Origin of the sequence: Lacipirellula sp. (assembly GCF_965279485.1) — a bacterium.
In the GTDB taxonomy this organism is placed as follows: domain Bacteria; phylum Planctomycetota; class Planctomycetia; order Pirellulales; family Lacipirellulaceae; genus Lacipirellula.
Window position 1 is genome coordinate 1,305,068 of record NZ_CBDIIC010000001.1, and the last position, 17,875, is coordinate 1,322,942.

General features: G+C 62.2%; 12 protein-coding genes. 4 read left to right on the top strand and 8 right to left on the bottom strand.

Annotated elements, in window-relative coordinates; translation table 11 throughout:
- Positions 1–114 precede the first annotated feature (114 nt).
- Positions 115–1,515, bottom strand: a complete 1,401-nt coding sequence (locus ACQY7R_RS05480) for a DUF2092 domain-containing protein (protein WP_428304581.1) — start codon at positions 1,513–1,515, stop codon at positions 115–117.
- A gap of 195 nt (positions 1,516–1,710) precedes the next feature.
- A complete protein-coding gene (locus tag ACQY7R_RS05485; RefSeq protein WP_428304582.1) occupies positions 1,711–2,097 on the bottom strand; it encodes a response regulator transcription factor in 387 nt (128 codons plus the stop codon).
- 287 nt (positions 2,098–2,384) lie between these two features.
- On the opposite strand from ACQY7R_RS05485, the gene ACQY7R_RS05490 reads away from it, so the two are divergent.
- Entirely contained in the window at positions 2,385–3,506 is a 1,122-nt protein-coding gene (locus tag ACQY7R_RS05490; RefSeq protein WP_428304583.1) for a Gfo/Idh/MocA family protein, read from the top strand.
- 3 nt (positions 3,507–3,509) lie between these two features.
- Positions 3,510–4,253 carry an AAA family ATPase gene (locus tag ACQY7R_RS05495; protein ID WP_428304584.1) on the top strand — a complete coding sequence of 248 codons (744 nt, stop codon included), beginning with the start codon at positions 3,510–3,512 and terminating at the stop codon, positions 4,251–4,253.
- Between the two features lie 122 nt (positions 4,254–4,375).
- On the opposite strand, the gene ACQY7R_RS05500 is transcribed toward ACQY7R_RS05495, so the two are convergent.
- Positions 4,376–5,515, bottom strand: coding sequence for an aldose epimerase family protein (locus tag ACQY7R_RS05500; RefSeq protein ID WP_428304585.1), 1,140 nt, complete (start codon positions 5,513–5,515; stop codon positions 4,376–4,378).
- Positions 5,516–5,921: 406 nt separating this feature from the next.
- Here ACQY7R_RS05500 and ACQY7R_RS05505 point away from each other — a divergent pair, with 406 nt between their 5' ends.
- The gene (locus ACQY7R_RS05505; RefSeq protein WP_428304586.1) at positions 5,922–7,517 is read left to right on the top strand and encodes an MFS transporter; all 1,596 of its coding nucleotides are present in this window, start codon (positions 5,922–5,924) and stop codon (positions 7,515–7,517) included.
- Between the two features lie 68 nt (positions 7,518–7,585).
- Here the strand turns inward: ACQY7R_RS05505 and ACQY7R_RS05510 are convergent, their stop codons facing one another.
- The 3 genes from ACQY7R_RS05510 to ACQY7R_RS05520 form a co-directional block, all read right to left on the bottom strand.
- Positions 7,586–8,779 carry a UDP-N-acetylglucosamine--N-acetylmuramyl-(pentapeptide) pyrophosphoryl-undecaprenol N-acetylglucosamine transferase gene (locus ACQY7R_RS05510; RefSeq protein WP_428304587.1) on the bottom strand — a complete coding sequence of 398 codons (1,194 nt, stop codon included), beginning with the start codon at positions 8,777–8,779 and terminating at the stop codon, positions 7,586–7,588.
- A 406-nt stretch (positions 8,780–9,185) separates the two neighbouring features.
- Entirely contained in the window at positions 9,186–9,701 is a 516-nt protein-coding gene (locus ACQY7R_RS05515) for a hypothetical protein (protein WP_428304588.1), read from the bottom strand.
- A 114-nt stretch (positions 9,702–9,815) separates the two neighbouring features.
- Complete coding sequence (locus tag ACQY7R_RS05520) at positions 9,816–11,291, bottom strand: Mur ligase family protein (RefSeq protein ID WP_428304589.1); 1,476 nt, start codon at positions 11,289–11,291, stop codon at positions 9,816–9,818.
- Positions 11,292–11,836: 545 nt separating this feature from the next.
- Here ACQY7R_RS05520 and ACQY7R_RS05525 point away from each other — a divergent pair.
- Positions 11,837–15,541: an MFS transporter gene (locus ACQY7R_RS05525; RefSeq protein WP_428304590.1), complete on the top strand. Its 3,705-nt coding sequence runs from the start codon at positions 11,837–11,839 to the stop codon at positions 15,539–15,541.
- A gap of 107 nt (positions 15,542–15,648) precedes the next feature.
- On the opposite strand, the gene ACQY7R_RS05530 is transcribed toward ACQY7R_RS05525, so the two are convergent.
- The gene (locus tag ACQY7R_RS05530) at positions 15,649–16,902 is read right to left on the bottom strand and encodes a hypothetical protein (protein ID WP_428304591.1); all 1,254 of its coding nucleotides are present in this window, start codon (positions 16,900–16,902) and stop codon (positions 15,649–15,651) included.
- A gap of 163 nt (positions 16,903–17,065) precedes the next feature.
- The gene (locus tag ACQY7R_RS05535; RefSeq protein WP_428304592.1) at positions 17,066–17,770 is read right to left on the bottom strand and encodes a hypothetical protein; all 705 of its coding nucleotides are present in this window, start codon (positions 17,768–17,770) and stop codon (positions 17,066–17,068) included.
- Positions 17,771–17,875: the final 105 nt, after the last annotated feature.

Below are 17,875 nucleotides of genomic sequence, written 5' to 3' on the forward strand. Positions count from 1 at the left end.
AACGGTGGGTTTCGCCTAAATGCAGCGGATTACTTCAAGCGAAAACGCCGCCGTCGAACGGTCGACGGCGGCGTTTTTCTGTTACTCGTTTTGTGTCGTCGCTCGCGACATCAACTATTTCTCAACTTCAACCGCGGCCTCCTCCACTTCAACATCGGCCCCTTCGGCTTCCGCGTCTGCCGCATCGTCATCTTCCGACTCCGCCGACTCATCCTCTTCGGCCTCGGCCTTTTTCTGGTCGGCTTCCCACTTATCGAGAGTTTCTTGGGCAAGCTCCTTCCCTTCGAGCAGCGCCGTCAGTTCCTCAATGAGCTTCTTTTTCGCATCGCCGCCGAAGCCGACATGGACGACCTGTACGCGGCCATCCTTGCCGATGAGCACCGTTTGCGGAATCGCCTCGGCCTTGTAGAGATCGCCAATCTCACCCTCGGCGTCGAGCAGTACCGGCACGTCGAGTTCTTGCTCCTTGAGGAACTCCTTCACGGCCTCCGGTTCTTCGCGGAGGTTGACGGTGTAGAACACAACGTCCTTGTCCTTCATTTCGTTTGCGGCGGCGGAAATCTCGGGCAGCGCTGCGACGCACGGGCCGCACCACGTCGCCCAGAAGTCGAGCATGACGACTTTCTTGCCGAGCACGTCCTGCAGCTTGAAGGCCTCGCCGTCGAGCACATCGACTTCAAACGTCGGAGCCTCTTCACCGATCAATGCATGTGGTGGACTCGGTCCAGGTTTCGGCATCGCGTCTTGCAGCGAGTCGGCTTGGCGGGCGCCTTCGGGCGGGGTGAACTTGAAATCTTCGTCGGTGAACTTCGGCTCAGCGTTGAAGTTCGCTACATCGATCTGCGCGGTCATCGACATCCCTTTCGGCATGCCAGGATTGGCGGAGTAATCGGGTACTAGGACCACGCGACGCGGGAGCGGCTGATCCGCCTTAGTTACCCACAGTTGCCAGTCGAGTCCCTCTTGCTTGAATTCGCATTTCCAACAGGCGACGCCGTCGATTTCCTCCTCGCCGGCCAGCTTCGACTCAGTCACGCCGTCGAGCATGAACTTTTTGAGGCCCTCGCCCATCAGCGCTTGCACCTTGCCGGCAGGGCCAAGAAACGTCACTGGCAAGCTCGCCAGTTCATTGTTCTCGCCCGTCGCCTCGTCGAGCGGTCTGACGATGTAGGCTTTCAGCATCGGCAAGTAGATCGTTTCTTCCTTGCCGTCGCTCATCGACGTGGCGCCAAACTGGCCTGATTGCTTGACCACCGCCCAACGATTGGGGCGTTCGATTTTGACGTCGAATTCGCTTTCGATGCTTTGCTTGTTGCCGTTCGCATCGACGTTGATCGCGATGTCGAAGTCGAAGCTGTACGCCGGCAGGTCTTTGATCGATTGCTCGACGCGATCGAGCAATTCGTCGACCGACTTGGGTTCGGCGGGCTCCGCGTAGGCAGTCGGCGAGCAAAGGAAGCTGCCGAGCAGCAATGTCATGGCGAGCGTGACGCCGAGTCGATTCGCGTAGTTCATGCCGCAATCTCCCGTGAAGAGCAAAGAGTGCCGGCGCTATCCAGCGCCGGTCGTATGACTATCCGCGCAGCAGCTATTCGCACCGCGAAAGGCGGTATTGTAGCGGCGTGGCGGCGCGAACGCCAAGAAAATATGCGGCGCGCAGCAGCGATCAGCGCGAATCGCAGCGTGAGTGGAGAAAACGCCGCTCTGCGATTACTCAGAGAGCAAGCGATCGACGCTCTGAATGAGCCGATCCATCGGGAACGGCTTGCGGACGTAATCGTCGACGCCGAGCATTTCGGCGTAGGCTTTGTGACGATTCCCTTCGTTAGCCGTGATCATGATGATGCGGTGCTTCTTCTCGCCGAGACGCTTCAGGCGTTCGAGGACAAGAAAGCCGCTCCGCTTGGGCATCATCATGTCGAGAATGATGAGGTCCGGGTTCTCGCGTTCGATGAGGGCCAACCCCTGGTTGCCGTCGCGGGCGACCAATACCTGATAGTCCTGGGCCTCGAGCGCCAGTCGCAGCGACTCGATGATTTCGGCGTCGTCGTCGACCAGGAGAATCCGCTTGTCGCTATTAGAAGCTTTTTTAGCCATCGTTCAGGTATCGGGGTGTGGGCCGTGCCGCTGGGCGGGGGCTCAATGGTATGCGAGTTGCAAACCGTAGTTTGCTCGGTCAGTCTCGTGACCGCCCCGTCGGAAGGCTGTGGACTCAAGCCAGCAGACGAAGCGGTAAAATGAGTAGCAAACCATTAAACTTAGCGAGGAAGAGGCGATTTACAAGCGGCCCCGAAACGCCCCAAGGTTTCGCCAAGCTACCAAAATCGCCGCAGCCGGCCGGGTGACCGGCTTGTTCGCCCCTCGCGCACTTGCGGATTCCCGCGATGCCTGATCCAACTGAAATCATGGTGAAACCCGCGCAAACGGTACCAAGTTTCTGCCTGCCGGCGCTTCCCTACCAGCCGATTGATCCGCAATCGTACAACCCCGCAATTGGGGTGATCGGCTGCGGCGGGATCACGACGCACCACCTCCGTGCGTACACTGCGGCCGGGTATCGGGTGACGGCTCTGTGCGACGTGGTGAAAGAAGCGGCCGAAAAGCGCCGGGATGAGTTTTACCCCGAGGCCCGCGTTTACACCGATTACCGCGAGATGCTACGGAACGCCGACGTGGAAGTCGTCGATGTGACGACGCACCCCGAGATCCGCGGGCCGATCATCGCTGCCTGCCTCGAGGCCGGCCGGCATGTGCTCAGCCAAAAGCCGTTCGTCATCGACCTTGATGAAGGGGAGCGGCTCGCCGACCTCGCCGACAAGCGAGGCGTGCTGCTGGCGGTGAATCAAAACGCCCGCTGGGCGCCCCACTTCAGCTACATGCGCGAGGCTGTCGAGGCCGACCTCATTGGCCAAGTCGCCTCAGTCCACTGCGGCGTCCACTGGGACCACAGTTGGGTCCGCGGCACGATCTTCGAGAAGGTCTACCACCTGATTCTCTACGACTTCGGCATTCACTGGTTTGATTTTCTGGCGACCGTGATGGGCAAACAGCGGCCTCTGCGCGTCTACGCATCGACTGCCGTGTCGCCGACGCAAACCATCGTCCCGGCGCTGCTCGGGCAAGCGGCGATCGAGTATCCACGCGCCCAAGCCACGCTGGTGTTCGACGGGCACGCGGCGCACAATCCGTGGGACGAAGCCTACGTCGCTGGCAGCCACGGCACGCTGCGAAGCTTCGGGCCCAACGTGAACCAACAAACGGTGGAGTTGTCGCGCGACGGCGGCGACTACCGTCCTAAGCTCACTGGCGCATGGTTCCCCGACGGGTTCCACGGAGCAATGGGCGAGTTGCTGTGCGCCATCGAAGAAAAGCGGCAGCCTTCGAACGATGGCCGCAGCAATTTGCGTAGCCTGGAACTCGCCTTCGCCGCGGTGGCGAGCGCAATGCGGCACGAACCGATTGTTCCCGGTTCGATTCGCAAACTTCCCAATCCGCCGAGCGGCTGACGCATGCAGCATCCCTACGAGCCCCATGCCGTCTACGTGTTGCTCGACCGCTCGCGGGCGACGCTCGACTCGCAGTATGCAGCCGAACTGCCGGCGATCAAATCCCTCAACCGGCTCGAACTGCATCCTCGCGTCACCTTCTTCATCGGCGAAAACGGCAGCGGCAAAAGTACGCTGCTCGAAGCGATGGCTGTCGCCGAGGGATTCAACGCCGAAGGCGGGACGCGGAACTTTGACTTCCACTCGAAAGACTCGCACTCCGACCTCTACAAGTGGGTGCGACTCGGCCGCAGTTCACGCGGGCGCCGCCGAAGCGACGGCTTCTTCCTGCGGGCGGAAAGTTTTTACAACGTGGCGAGCGAAATCGAAAAGCTGGGGCTCGACACGCTCTACAGCCACCGCTCGTACCACGAGCAGTCGCACGGCGAGTCGTTCATCGATCTGATAACAAACCGGCTGCGCGGCGACGGGCTTTACCTGCTCGACGAACCCGAAGCGGCTCTCTCGCCGCAGCGGCAGTTGGCGTTTCTCGTGGCGATGCACGAGTTGGTGGAGAAAGAAGCGCAGTTCGTCATTGCGACCCACTCGCCAATTATCATGGCGTACCCGAATGCGTGGATTTACGAGTTTGGGCCGCAGGGGATCCAGCGCGTCGAGTACCGTGAGACGGAGCACTACCGGGTGACGCAGACGTTTTTAAACCGGCCCGAGCAGATGCTGCGGCAGTTGCTGGGGGAGGATTCGTAGCGAACGCTCGCTCGGCCGAGTCCCTTCCGGGACAGCACCGGTACTGACGCCAGCGCACAAAAAAGACGCCGCCTGATCTGATCAGGCGGCGTCTTTGAGTCAGTGCTTGACGCTACTCGGCGTTACTTCTCCACGCCAAACGCATAAATGCAAGTGTGCTTGTACTCGTCGCCGGGACGCAGCACGCAATCGGTCCAGCCTTCGAGGCCCTGCTTGTTCGGCGAGTCGGGGAAGACCTGCGTCTCCAGGCAGCAGGCGCTGCGGTGGCCGTAGGTTTTGCCCCCCTTGCCCCTGTTGCCCTTCAGGAAGTTGCCGCCGTAGAACTGAATGCCGGGCTGGTCGGTAATCACGGTGAGCGTGCGGCCCGACTTGGGGTCGACGAGCTTCGCCGCTTCCACCAGTTCGCCCTCGCCGGCGTCGCCGCGGTTGATCACGAAGTTGTGGTCGTAACCGAGGGCCGACGTCTTGGTGAGTTCATCAACCCGCTTGCCGATAGCCGTCGGGGTGCGGAAGTCGAGCGGTGTGCCTTCCACCGGGGCCTTTTCGCCCGTGGTGATCAGCGTGTCGTCGACCGGCGTGTACTTGTCGGCGTTCAGCTTAAGGACGTGATCGTTGATCGTCGGCGAGCCTGCGCCGCCGAGGTTGAAGTAGGCGTGGTTCGTGAGGTTGATCACCGTCGGCTTGTCGCTCTTGGCCGAGTAGTCGATCTTCAGCTCATTCTTGTCATTGAGCGTGAACGTCACCGTCATGTCCTGCTTGCCGGGGTATCCTTCTTGGCCGTCGGGGCTGGTGTAGCTGAACTTCACGCCCGAAACGCCATCTTTTTCGAACGGCGCGCCGGTCCAGACCACCTTGTCGAGGCTCTCAGTCTTGCCGCCGTGGAGGTGGTTGACGCCGTTGTTGGCGGCCAGCTTGTATTCCTTGCCGTCGAGCGTGAACTTCGCCTTCGCGATGCGGTTGGCATAGCGGCCGGTGGTGCAGCCGAAGTAGTCGTTCGCGTCCGACTCGTAGCCGGCGACGTCGTCGAAGCCGAACACGACGTCGGCGACGTTGCCGTCGCGATCAGGGACGTCGACGCCGATGAGCGCCGCCCCGCGGCTCGACAGACGAACCTTCATGCCATTCTTATTGGTCAGTTCGAACTTCTTCACTTCAACGCCCGCCTTGGTTTTGCCGAAATCGGATTCGGTCACTTTGGCCGAAACCGTCTGAGCGCACAGGCCAAGGGCCAACGAAACGAGCAGCATTGCAGAACGACGCATTGGTGGAATCTCCGCCAGTGGTGAGCCTGAGAGAGGTCTGTTGATCCGAGGAAAAGTGCCGCCAGCCGAGCGAATCAGGCCGACAAAACTAAGCATGGCATGTTCGCCGCGCGGGTGCAACACGCGGAAGTCGCTCGTAGCCCACGACTTCCGCGTCTGAAAACACGCAACGACGGCTTTCCGTTCTCACCATAATGACGCTAGTCGTCAGCGGCCATGAGATTCTTTGCCGTCGGCGACGCGCGGGTCGCGCGTTGCGACAGCGCACTCGGTGGCGTGAAATATCTCAAGTTTCTCCGCGCGTTCACCTGCTTGGAGCAGCCCCGCTAGCGGGCTATACTGCGTCGCAATCTCAATCGCTGTTCTCTTTTCCGGCGCCTTGGCGTCCTTTTCTTACGAGGCATTGATGGCGGACAACAACCAATCGGCGCGACGGCTGTTCTTGGGGTGTTTCGTTGGGCTCGTCGCCACCGCCTTCGCCTTCGCCGTTCGCGGCGCGGTGCTGAAAGATTGGGCCGTCCAATTCGACCTCTCAGAAGAGCAGAAGGGAATCATCAACGGCGTCGGGCTCTTCCCGTTCGCCATTTCCATTATCTTGCTGAGCCTGATCGTCGACCGCATCGGCTACGGCACGACGATGGCCTTCGCATTCTGCGGCCACTTGGTCTCCGCGTTGCTGACGATCTTCGCGCCGAACTTCCAAGTCCTCTACATCGCGACGTTTATCTGCGCCCTTTCGAACGGCGCCATTGAAGCGGTCATCAACCCTGTCGTCGCGACCATTCATCGCGACAATAAGACGCACTGGCTAAACATCCTGCACGCCGGTTGGCCGGGCGGCCTGGTGTTGGCGGGGCTGCTGTCGATTGCCGTGACGCTCGGCGGAGCCCAAATGGGCGCCAGCCTGCCCGGCAAGCTCTGGCAGTGGCAGATGGCGCTACTGCTGCTGCCGATCCTGGTCTACGGCTTCCTACTCTTCGGCCAGAAGTTCCCGCAGCAAGAACGCGTTGAAGCGGGCATCAGCTACCGCACGATGCTCGAAGAATTCGGCTGGGGCAGCGCCTACATCGTCTCGTTCCTGATTCTGATGGGCCTCAGCCAGCTCATCACGGTGTTCAATCTGAAGCCGCTCGACGTCAAACTTGTCGCTGGGCTCGCCATCGTGCCCGCGGTTGCGTTCGGCATTGTGATCCGCTCGTTCGGCCGGCCGATGTTCGTCTTCCTGATGCTGGTGATGTTCCTACTCGCGACGACGGAACTCGGCACCGATGGCTGGATCCAGGACATCATGGGCTCCGTGCTCGGCAGCCCGATTAAGGGAACGTTCTTCCTGATCTACACCTCGGCGATCATGTTCGTTCTGCGGTTCTTTGCGGGGCCGATTGTGCACCGCATCTCGCCGCTCGGGTTGCTGGCCGTCTCGGCGGCGATTGCGACGGGCGGTTTGCTGTGGCTTGGCACCGCGATCAACGCCTCGCTCTTCACGCTGCTGGCAGCGGCGACGCTTTACGGCTTCGGCAAGACCTTCTTCTGGCCGACGACCCTCGGCGTCGTCTCCGAGCAATACCCGCGCGGCGGCGCCTTGCTGCTGAACGCCATCTCCGGCGTCGGCATGATCGCCGTCGGCACCATCGGCGGTCCCGCCATCGGCAGCATGCAAGATCGCAGCTTTAACGAGGCTGTGCTCCGAGAGATGCCAGCGGTGCACGCTCAGCTCGTGAAAGAAACCGACGGCCTCTTCTATAAGTATCAGTCGATCGATCCGCTGCTAATCGCAAAGCAACCAGAAGATGTGCGCGAACGCATCGACGCCGCTCAACGCGTCACCAAGCAGCAGGCCCTCGCCAAGATCGCGGTGCTGCCGGCGATCATGTTCGTCTGCTACCTGATCCTAATCATCTACTTCAAGTCCCGCGGCGGGTACAAGGCCCAGGTCCTTACCGGCCACGCCGCAGACGACGAGAAGTTCACCGGCGGCGTGCCGGGGGCGATGGAAGCGTGAGCCGGCAACTCAACCGCCGCGGGTTATCGCTCGGCAGTACGCTCCGGCGGGTCGTTGACCCGCGGCTATTAGGCCGCCATCAACCCCGAGACGCTGCCGCCGCACAGTTGGTCGGCAATGGCGCCAGCGATTTGCGACGCCGCTTGCGGACGGGCCAGCTTTTGCATGTTGCGCCCCATCTCGACGCGGAGGTGGTGGTCGCTCACCAACGAATCGAGTTCGCGAGCTAGCGCGGCATCGAGAGCGCCCGACTGCTGCGATTCGTCGACCATCCGGCAAGCCGAGGCCGACGTGAAGACTTTGGCGTTGGCCGTTTGGTGGTTATCAGCGGCCTGCGGGAACGGCACCAAGAGCGCCGGCACGCCAGCGAGGGCCAGTTCGGCGAGCGTCGTACCGCTCGCCCGCGAAACGACCAAATCGCTAGCAAACAACACCGACGCAATTTCATCGATGTGCGTCACCGCCAGCGCCTTCATGCCAAGCTGCGCGTAACGCGACTCCGTCTCCTGCAGCTGGCCGTCGCCCGTTTGGTGGACAATTTGCCAATTGTGGAGTCGATCGCCGAGCCGTTTCAGCGCCGGTGGAATCGATTCATTGAGCGACCGCGCGCCGCCGGAGCCGCCGAGAATCACCAGCCGGTTTTGCCGACGCGGGCCGTTCGTCGCGAGACCGCCCGCCGCATTCCGTTCAGTGAGATCGGCGCGAACCGAGGCCGCCTGGCCGAGGGTTCGCTTGTAGAGATCTTCAAACACCATCCGGCAGGGGTTGCCGGTGACGGTCATCGGCGCTTGGACGTGGAGATGAGGTCGCACTTCCTCAAACGCCGCACACACCATCGCCGCAGCCCGCGAGAGCCACCGCGTTGTGCGACCAGGGACCGCATTCTGTTCGAGCAGCACCACCGGGATGCCGCGGGCAACGGCCGCGCGGACGACGGCGACGCTTGTTGAACCGCCGAGGCCGACGACGAGCGAGACCCGTTGTTCGCGCAACATCCAGCGAGCGGCGCAGTACCCGGCGACGTTGTCAGTGACGAACCGCACCGCTTGCAGCGGATTGCGCGGCATCGGGTGGGTCGGAATGGTCGAGTAGTGGTGCCCGGCGATTCGCACCGTATGGCGTTCGCGCGCGGCGCCCGTACCGGCGAAGGTCACCAAGGCAGTGGGCATCAATCGCCGCAGATGCTCGGCGACTGCCATCCCTGGATAGAGATGGCTGGCAGAACCGCCGCCGGCGAAGAGAACGTGTGGCGTAGCGGGCATGGTGGATCCTCTCGCATAAAAGAGGAAAGGGGAAAGTGGAGAGGGGAAGTCAACTGCTGCCGCGTGGGCTGCATATCGACTTTCGCCTTTCCACTTTCCCCTTTTCCCCGTTGTTTCCGCTGAGCAACCGGGGGGGCGATGGACTCGCCCCCCCGGCGCTCAGACGTAGACTTCATCGTGAAGCACTCACGCGAGCGACTGACCCAGAAGCCGCCCGCAGCGAGTTATGAGCTCCTACCCCAGGGAGGGCGATCGGCATTGACCCCGCAATCGACGCCGATCAACGATGAAGTCTGAAATGGTTTCTTTGAAAGTTTTGTCCGTCGCCAGTAGTCCGTTATCAGTTGCTAGGACAAGTTCTATCTCGAACGCAACTGACGACTGACCACGGACAACTGACGATTAACTAAGCGACAAGCAGTTCGCGTTCGAACCGTGTTTCCAATCGTTCGGCGAGCTTGTAACAGCTTTCCGAAGTCGTGCCAAGAGCAAGTATCGTGTCTCCGGCAACAATTGAGTCGGTAAGCACATTTCGCGAGGTGGCGTCGTCGGTGCAGACCACGACGCGACCGATCGACAGCCCGGCATCGCGAACGGCGAGACACAAATCGCGAGCACCCGTGCCGCAAGCGACGACGAGGTCCGCGTGACCGAACTCGACCAGCTTCCGGCCCCACGCACGCAAGTCGGCGTTGGGGGTGCGGCTCAGTTCGGTCGGGTTGATCCAGACGACGCGGCGACGCACCACACGCGACTCGCGAAGCACCTTCAGCGCTGCATCGGCAGCGGCCGGCGTGCAGTTCGCCGTGTGCATGAGCGTCGCGCCCGACACGTTGACCAAGGCCACGGGATTGGCCGAGGCCGGGCCGACCGTGAACGTGGCAGGATTGAGGAAACCGGAAGTCGAATGCGAAAGGTCCATGATTCTGCGTGGCAAGCGAGTTGTCGGAGCGGGGCGAAGTTGTCGCGTCGTACTCGTCGAACTCAGCCAACCTTTTTAGGGTGAAAATAACTAGTGAATGGTTGGTGTGCGGCGTTAGCCGACGAGCCGCAGCATTGGACGAGCGGCGGCGTACAAAACTTCGCGAGCGACGTCGGTGTCGCTGATCTGGGCGCCGCCAAACGTGAAGTCGGTCGGCGTCCGGCTGCCGGCGAGCACCACGACGTCCCCCTGCCCCGCCATCGCGACGGCCCAGGCGATCGCTTCTTGCCGGTCGGCGGCAATCTGTAGTTTCTCGCTCTTCGGCGCGGCTGAGTGTTCGGTCAGCCACGCTTCGTCGAGTTCGGTCACGGCGTCGGTGACGATCGTGACGTCGGCCATCTTCCGCAGCACGCTGCGAATCGTTTCCGATTCTTCAGCGGTTGCTTGAACGTTCTCGCCCATGACGCAGATCACGCGACCGGTAGCGAGCGCCCGCGCCGCACGGAGCGTCGCCCGCAAACCGCTGGCCGTATGAGCGGCGTCGATGAATACAGGAAAGTCTTGTCCGCAGTCAACCCGTTCCATACGAGCTGGCAACTTTTTGACGCTCTCAATGCCTTGGGCGATCGTTTGGAACTCGACGCCGTGAGCCAGCGCGACGGCTGCGGCCGCCAGGCAGTTGGTCACTTGTTGGCGACCGACGATCGAGGTCCGCACCGCGGCCGAGTCGGTGCCGGCGCCGAGAATGAAAACCGTTTCGCAGGCATTCTCTTCGACGATGATGCCGTTGATCTGCGCTTCGTCGCCGAGGCCGTAGGTGAGCGCGGGTCCGCCGACTTGGCTCAGCCAGCGGCAGCTCACCGCGTCGTCGGCGTTGACGATCGTCAGCCCTGTCGGCGAGAGATAGTCGAGCACGCGGCGCTGAGCGTCGCGATAGTTCTTCACCGTATGGTGCAAGTCGAGCCGCGCCGAATCGACCGTCGTGGCGACAACCGTATCGAGTTCAATGCCCGCCAGCTTCATCTGCGCGAGCGACTGGCTAGTGACTTCGAGCAACGCATGGCTGCAGCCGGCCGACTCCATGCGAGCCAATCGCGCGGCAAGCACCGACGGCGTGATTTCGTCGTCGATCCCTTCGCTGCGCGTCATGCCGTCGAACGACTTGATCGTGCTCAGCACGCCGACTTCGTAACCGGCGGCGACGTAGATTGATTCGAGCAGCGCCACCGTCGCGGCCTTGCCTTGATCGCCGACGACGGCAATCACTCGCATCCGCTGCGAGGGATTGTCGACCAGCGCGTGGCAAAGCTCGCCGAGGGCGACGCGAGTATCTTCAACGTGGTAGACGGGAACCGAGTGCACCGGAATCGGCCGCTCGACGATGATCGCCGCGGCGCCGCGCTTCACAGCGCGGTCGGCAAAGTCGTGGCCGTCGTTGTCGGCGGTGAGAACGGCGACAAACGCGTCGCCTGGTTGAACGCGGCGCCAATCGCTGGTGCAGCTGGTGACCGAGGCTCCCTTGGCCCCGGTGCGGCAGGCGCCCGAAAACAGATGATCGAGCGCAACGCCAATAGCTTGTTCTTGCGACATCGGACAGGCCTCCTTGCCTGCGTGCCGGTCGCGGCGGCCTCGTGGAGACAACCGCGGCGGCGACTCGGGTGTCGTCCCCCGGCCATCTGCGAATCGCGGACGGCCAAGGCACTCGTCGCATCGCGAGAATCCATTCTCGCGTCTTCGGTGCTCCCGCGCGGCGCCCTACGTGGCGGCCGCTGCAAGCCCCTCTGGGGGAGGTTTTGCGGCGAGAGCGAAAGGAGTTGACCCGATCGGCCTAGGAGCGTCAAGGCGAGTTGACGGGAGCCAGCAGCAGTCACTCGGAGGCCCCAGCACCCGTCACCCCGAGGGACCCCGAGGGGTCCGCGCAGAGTACCGACGGAAGTTCTAAAACCCGATGCTGCGACGCCCCGCCAGATTCCTCGCTCCGCTCGGAATGACACGGTTTCGGTTGGTCCGGCACGCTCCGTCGCCCACCCCCAGCCCCTGCCAGCAACTGCCCTCTGCCGCCGGAACTCTTTTCAGCTAAAGTAGTTCCTACTAGGCGGACCCCTTCAGCATTCTTTGACAGCTTTTGACCAGACATGCATTCCGGCCCGATTGCCAGCGGCAGCAAGCATCTTGCCGCCGTCCCGCGCGAACGCTCGCTCGTCTCGAAGAGTTTTCTGGGGCTCTTGTTCACCCAGTTCCTCGGGGCGACGAACGACAACATCTTGCGCTGGTTGGTGATCGGAATCGGCAAGGATTACGCCGACGTTAACGTAAGCAACTTGCTCGCGCTCGGCACCGCGGTCTTCGTCGCGCCGTATATCTTGCTGGCGGCTCCGGCCGGTTACTTGGCCGACCGGTTTAGCAAGCGGCAGGTCATCGTCCTCTGCAAGGTTGGCGAGGCGGTGATCATGGCCGTGGCGATCGGCGCCATCCTCTTCGGCCATATCTGGATGATGTTACTCGTGCTCGGGCTGGCGGGCGCCCAGGCGGCGCTCTTCGGGCCAGCCAAGCTCGGCAGCATTCCTGAAATGGTCGACGACAGCCGCATCTCCGCGGCCAATGGTCTCATCGGCCTCACGACCGTCTTCTCGACGATGGCCGGCACCTTTCTCGGCAGCTGGCTCGCCGACGTCACGGGCGACAAGGGGCAAGATCATTGGCAGTGGTCGGCGCTCGTGCTGCTCGGGTTCGCCGTCGCCGGTTGGCTCACCAGTTTGCTCATCGCGAAACTCCCGGCTGCCGACGTCACGCGCAAGTTCCCGTGGGACATGGCCCAACAAAGCTGGCGCGATCTGAAGACGCTCGCCCACACCCCCGCGATGCTCCGCGTGGCAATGGGGATCATGTTCTTCTGGACGCTCGGCGCGCTCGCTCACTTGAACATCGATCAGTTTGTTTTCGAAGGGGGCGGCGGCAAGCAGACGCAAGTCGCCCCGCTGCTGGCGGCGCTCGTCATCGGCATCGGCGTCGGCAGCGTCCTGGCCGGCGTCTGGTCGGCCGGCCGCGTCGAACTTGGCATCCTGCCGCTCGGCGCCCTCGGCCTCATCATCGCGCCGATGCTGCTCTACACTGTTCAGGGCGAGTTCTTCGAACCGAGCGGCGACTGGACGCTCAGCTACGTCGTCGCCATCCTGCTGTTGGTGATGCTCGGCTGCTCGGCTGGCCTGTTCGATGTGCCGCTCGCGTCGTACATGCAACATTACAGCCCGAGCGATCGCCGCGGCTCGGTCCTCGCGGCCAGCAATCTGCTCACCTTCGGCGGCATGCTCGTCGCCGCACTCGGCTTCGGCGTCATGCGCCTGCCAGTTCACGAAGGGTCCCTGCAACACCTGCAGGCGCAAGTCCAGTTCGCCGAGGATCCGGCAAAGCTGGCCGAAGCCGAATCTTGGTGGGCAAAATTCCAGGCTGAGCAAGCAGCGGGCGAGTCGATCGACATCCACCGCATCACCGAAGAAAACCCCGAGCAAGCGGTTGTCATTCGCGAGGTCTATCAAGAACTCGTCGGCCACCCGCTCCTCACCGCGCGGCAAATCTTTTTCCTCTGCGGCGCCCTGACGATCCCGGTGTTCATTTACATCATCGTCCTGATCCCGCAGGCGACGATCCGCTTCATCGCGTGGCTCCTCACGCACACCTTCTACAAGGTTCGCGTCTTCGGCCGCGAGAACCTACCGGAAGAGGGCCCGGCCCTGCTCGCGCCAAACCATGTCTCCTGGCTCGATGGCCTGATGCTCGTCTGTGTCTCGCCACGGCCGGTGCGGCTGATCGTCAGCCGCAGCTACATCGAGAAGTGGTACATCCGCGGTTTGGCGCGCCTGATGGGCGTCATCCCGATCCTCGATTCGCCCAAAGCACTACGTTCAGCGATCGACACCGCTCGCGAGGCGCTCAACAACGGCGAAATCGTTTGCATCTTCCCCGAGGGCCGCATCAGCCCCAGCGGGCAGTTGCAAACGTTCAAGCCAGGCGTCCTGGAGATCCTCAAAGGATCGACCGCCGAGGTGATTCCGGTCTACCTCGACGAACTTTGGGGGAGTATCTTCAGCTTCCGCGGCGGCAAACTTTTCGGAAAATCGCCTGAACTCAGCCCGCGCCGCGTTTCGATCTGGTTCGGCGAACCGCTCCACGAACCGAGCAACGCCTACGAAATCCGTAACGCCGTCCAGGCGCTTGGCGCTTTGGCAGTCACCCGCAGGAAACAGCGCGCCATGGTTCTTCCCCGCCTGATGATTCGCAAATGCCGGAAGGCGATGTTCCGCTGGAAGATCGCCGACTCGACCGGGCAGTCGTTCACCGGGGCGCAGATTCTCATGCGGGCGCTAATCCTCCGCCGCCTTCTACTGCGCGAGGTCTTCGCGCCGAAGGTCGAGGACGAAAAATACATCGGCATCTTGCTGCCGCCGTCGAACGGCGCCGTGCTCGTCAACGCCGCCGTCACGCTCTGCGGACGCGTCGCCTGCAATCTGAACTACACGGTCTCCGCGGAGATCATGAACAAGTGCATCAAGAAGGCGGGCATCAAGCACATCCTCACCAGCCAAAAGGTGCTCGACAAGCTGGGGATGCAGCTCGATGCGAAGGTCATCCTACTGGAAGATTTCAAGGACAAGGTCACCAAGGCCGACAAGCTGACGAGCGCCGCGATGGCCTACGCGATGCCGGCGGCGCTGCTCGACCGCCAGCTCGGCCTCCACCGCATGAGCGGCGACGACGAACTGACGGTCATCTTCACCTCCGGCTCCACCGGCGAACCGAAGGGGGTCGTCCTCACCCATCACAACGTCGGCTCAAACGTCGAAGCGATCCTGCAGGCGGTGCACCTCCGCCGCGACGACACGGTGCTCGGCATCGTGCCGTTCTTCCACTCGCTCGGCTTTACCGTCACGCTGTGGACGATCCTCGGGCTCGACGTGCGGTGCGTCTACCACTTCTCGCCGCTCGAAGCGCAGCAAATTGGCAAGCTCGCGAAGCGGTGGGAGGCGACCATCATGCTCGCCACGCCGACGTTCCTGCGGAACTACATCCGCCGCTGCGATCCCGAAGATTTTACCCACCTCGAAGTCGCCGTCGCCGGCGCCGAAAAGATGCCGCTCGCGCTGTTCGAGGCGTTTGAAGAACGCTTTGGCGTCCGCCCTGTCGAAGGCTACGGCACGACCGAGCTCTCGCCGCTCGTGAGCGTCAACATTCCGCCAAGTCGTTCGCAGTCGAAAGAAATCGACGCGAAGGAAGGAACCGTCGGCCGCCCCGTCGCCGGCGTCGCCGCGAAGATCGTCGATCCCGAAACGTTCGAAGATTTGCCGATCGAAACGCCCGGCATGCTGCTGGTGAAGGGCCCCAACGTCATGAAGGGCTACCTCCACCAGCCCGACAAAACGGCTGAGGTAATCCGCGACGGCTGGTACGTTACCGGCGACATCGCGCGGATCGACCGCCACGGGTTCATCGAGATCACCGGCCGATTGAGCCGCTTCTCAAAAATCGGCGGCGAAATGGTGCCGCATCAAAACATTGAGGACGCCATTCAGCAGTTCCTGCAAGGCGCCAATCCTGAAGAGCTCACGGCCGTCGTCGCTTCGGTTCCCGATGACAAAAAAGGCGAACGACTTGTCGTGCTCCACACGAAGATCAGCAAGACGCCAGCGGAGGTCTGCGAGCATCTCAAGCAGTTGGGCCTGCCGAATCTGTGGATCCCGGGGACCGATAGCTTCTTGGAAGTGGAAGAGATTCCGGTGCTCGGCACGGGGAAGCTCGATCTCAAGGGCATGAGCGATCTGGCGAAGAGCCGGTTCTGCCCGTGAGCGTCCTAGCCCCGGGCTCCGCCCGGGGGTCGGCCACTATTTCGATCAACGTCGCCCAACGTAACGCCACCCCCGGGCGGAGCCCGGGGCTAGAAATGCGTTAGCTACTACTCAGCCTGCCACGCGTAAATCGCCACATCGCCTGGCTCGATCGTGACTGAATGCGTCGTCCCCTCCAGCGGCTGCAGCGTCCCATCCTTCGCCACGGCACTCATCGCCGTGCTGCCGTCGAACTCCACCGTCGCCGTCGTCGGCTGATGCAGGTCGCGATTCACGAGCACCAAGAACCGCTGGTTCCCTTTCGCTAGCCGCGACGCAACGACGCCGGTTCCCTCGGTCTGCAGCGACTTGATCGGCGCCGCGGCGACGAACGGCTTCGTCCCTGCGGGAATCGCCGCCCCCGTGTGGCCAACCGACTCCACTTGGCTGCCGACGAACACGCCGCGCACCGCTTGTAGTTCGGCGTTGAACGCCTTCACTAAGTCGTACGTCGGCGTCCGTTTTCCTTCTGGATTGATCGGCGCCTCGTGAAAATTCCAAATCGTGCTCACCGGCGTCCAGTAGGTGAAGTACTGCAGCGTCTCGGTGCCGTACGCCAAGTCGCTGTATGCCTGCAGCCGCAGGTGGGCGAGCGTCGGAATCGGGTACGGCGTGTGGGCCACCAGCAGCGCGAACGTCCACAATGGCCGGTTGGATTCGCGGGCAGCGGCGGCGCAGATTTCGAGGTTCTGATAGAAGTCCGGACGCAGCACGTCGGTCGATGCGTCCGCGCCGCCACGAATGATCGGGTAGTGATCGTAAGACAGCTGCTGCGTCGGAACCTCTGCGACGAACCGTTGGACGTACGTTTCGAAATCTGGCGTGCCCCAGAGATCTGGATTGCCGTACGTCGGCAGTAGGTTGATGTAGACCGGGTGTTTGGCGTCGACTGACTGAATCCGCTTCGTCCATGCGCCGAGATCACCGAACAACTTGGCCGACGGTTCGTCGACGAGATGATAACCGCCGAGCGCCGGATGGCTCATAAACTGCCGAGCCGTTCCCTCGGGATCGGCCTGGAGTTCCGGCGAGTGGATGTAGAGCTTCACGCCCGCCGTCTCCGCAGCGTCGAGCATCTTCGCGACTGTCGCGTTGTCCGGAGCGCCGCTAAACGAGATCGTGAATCCGGCGTCGGCGAGTTCCTTAAACCGCTCGGGAGTCGCGTGCAACGCGGGGACGCCTTCCCAGGCCAAGATCGGCAGCGCGGGACCACTATTGACCGTGGCTGCCGGTTCCGCGGCGAATGCAGTCACCGCTGATACAAATACAAACCCAACGACTGCCAAGAAGCAACCGCGACAAATGTTGAAGTGTTGTGCCATTCGCGACGCCTGCCCTCTAGCTGCTGAATCAAGTAGTGAACGTAAATCAAGATCAGAAATGCGTTAGCCGCCGATACACGCATATGGACGCTGACCACATTTCATCAGCGACCATTAGCGTCAATCAGCGGTTCAAAAACAACTCGCACGCGGGTGCACGTTGTCACAGCGTCGTACGCTCGTTCTTCAACTGTTGCTCGTCAAATCTCCGCAGCCGCCGCTGCAGGTCCCAATGCATCGCGAGCGCCAAGAAATCGGCGAGCAGAATAATCGCCCACAACACCCAGACGACGGGAAGCTCGCCCGAGGCCACGAACGGCACGAGAAACGCCCCCAGCAGCGGCACGACCAATCGCATGGCGCAGCCGAGACTGACGCCGGAAAACGGCGGCCCATGCTCGTACAAATTGCGAATCCGCCGCGGCAAGCCCCACAAGATCGCGGCGACCGCCAGCACGATCGGCCAATGCATGTGAGCGTCGTAAATCCACCGCCACGCTTGGGTGAGATTGTCGTTCAGCTGCTCCCGCCACGGCACGCCGCTGCGATGGGTTTGCACCGCGAACGCGACGCCGCTCGCGATCGCCATGAACGCCCACAACCGCAGCGAGCCGACGACGTCTTTTCGCAGCCCCGGGTGCCGGAAGAAAATGTAGAGCGCAGGAATCGCAATGAGCAGCGCGAGATACTGCGCGACCATCGGCAGAAAGAGATGCCACGCCGTCGCGTCGCCGACCCAAATCGCGCGGGCGAGCGCTCCGGCGACCATCAGCGAGGTGGCAATCTCGATCAGCAACTCGCCGATCGTCAGCTCGCCCCCCTCGCACTTAATGAGATGGCGCGCGTCGGCGATACTCAGATTATTCACCAAGTTCCCGGAAGATTTTGACCACTTTTTTTTGGCCACTGGCGTTTCTCGTCGCAACTTCGCGGGACTTGGGGAACCGATTGCACTGCCGTCGGGCAGGAATGC

What these genes read in the sequence shown, in the direction of transcription:
- ACQY7R_RS05480 (WP_428304581.1), bottom strand. Translation starts at nt 1,515, where the DNA reads ATGAACTACGCGAATCGACTCGGCGTCACGCTCGCCATGACATTGCTG.
- ACQY7R_RS05485 (WP_428304582.1), bottom strand. Translation starts at nt 2,097, where the DNA reads ATGGCTAAAAAAGCTTCTAATAGCGACAAGCGGATTCTCCTGGTCGAC.
- ACQY7R_RS05490 (WP_428304583.1), top strand. Translation starts at nt 2,385, where the DNA reads ATGCCTGATCCAACTGAAATCATGGTGAAACCCGCGCAAACGGTACCA.
- ACQY7R_RS05495 (WP_428304584.1), top strand. Translation starts at nt 3,510, where the DNA reads ATGCAGCATCCCTACGAGCCCCATGCCGTCTACGTGTTGCTCGACCGC.
- ACQY7R_RS05500 (WP_428304585.1), bottom strand. Translation starts at nt 5,515, where the DNA reads ATGCGTCGTTCTGCAATGCTGCTCGTTTCGTTGGCCCTTGGCCTGTGC.
- ACQY7R_RS05505 (WP_428304586.1), top strand. Translation starts at nt 5,922, where the DNA reads ATGGCGGACAACAACCAATCGGCGCGACGGCTGTTCTTGGGGTGTTTC.
- ACQY7R_RS05510 (WP_428304587.1), bottom strand. Translation starts at nt 8,779, where the DNA reads ATGCCCGCTACGCCACACGTTCTCTTCGCCGGCGGCGGTTCTGCCAGC.
- ACQY7R_RS05515 (WP_428304588.1), bottom strand. Translation starts at nt 9,701, where the DNA reads ATGGACCTTTCGCATTCGACTTCCGGTTTCCTCAATCCTGCCACGTTC.
- ACQY7R_RS05520 (WP_428304589.1), bottom strand. Translation starts at nt 11,291, where the DNA reads ATGTCGCAAGAACAAGCTATTGGCGTTGCGCTCGATCATCTGTTTTCG.
- ACQY7R_RS05525 (WP_428304590.1), top strand. Translation starts at nt 11,837, where the DNA reads ATGCATTCCGGCCCGATTGCCAGCGGCAGCAAGCATCTTGCCGCCGTC.
- ACQY7R_RS05530 (WP_428304591.1), bottom strand. Translation starts at nt 16,902, where the DNA reads ATGGCACAACACTTCAACATTTGTCGCGGTTGCTTCTTGGCAGTCGTT.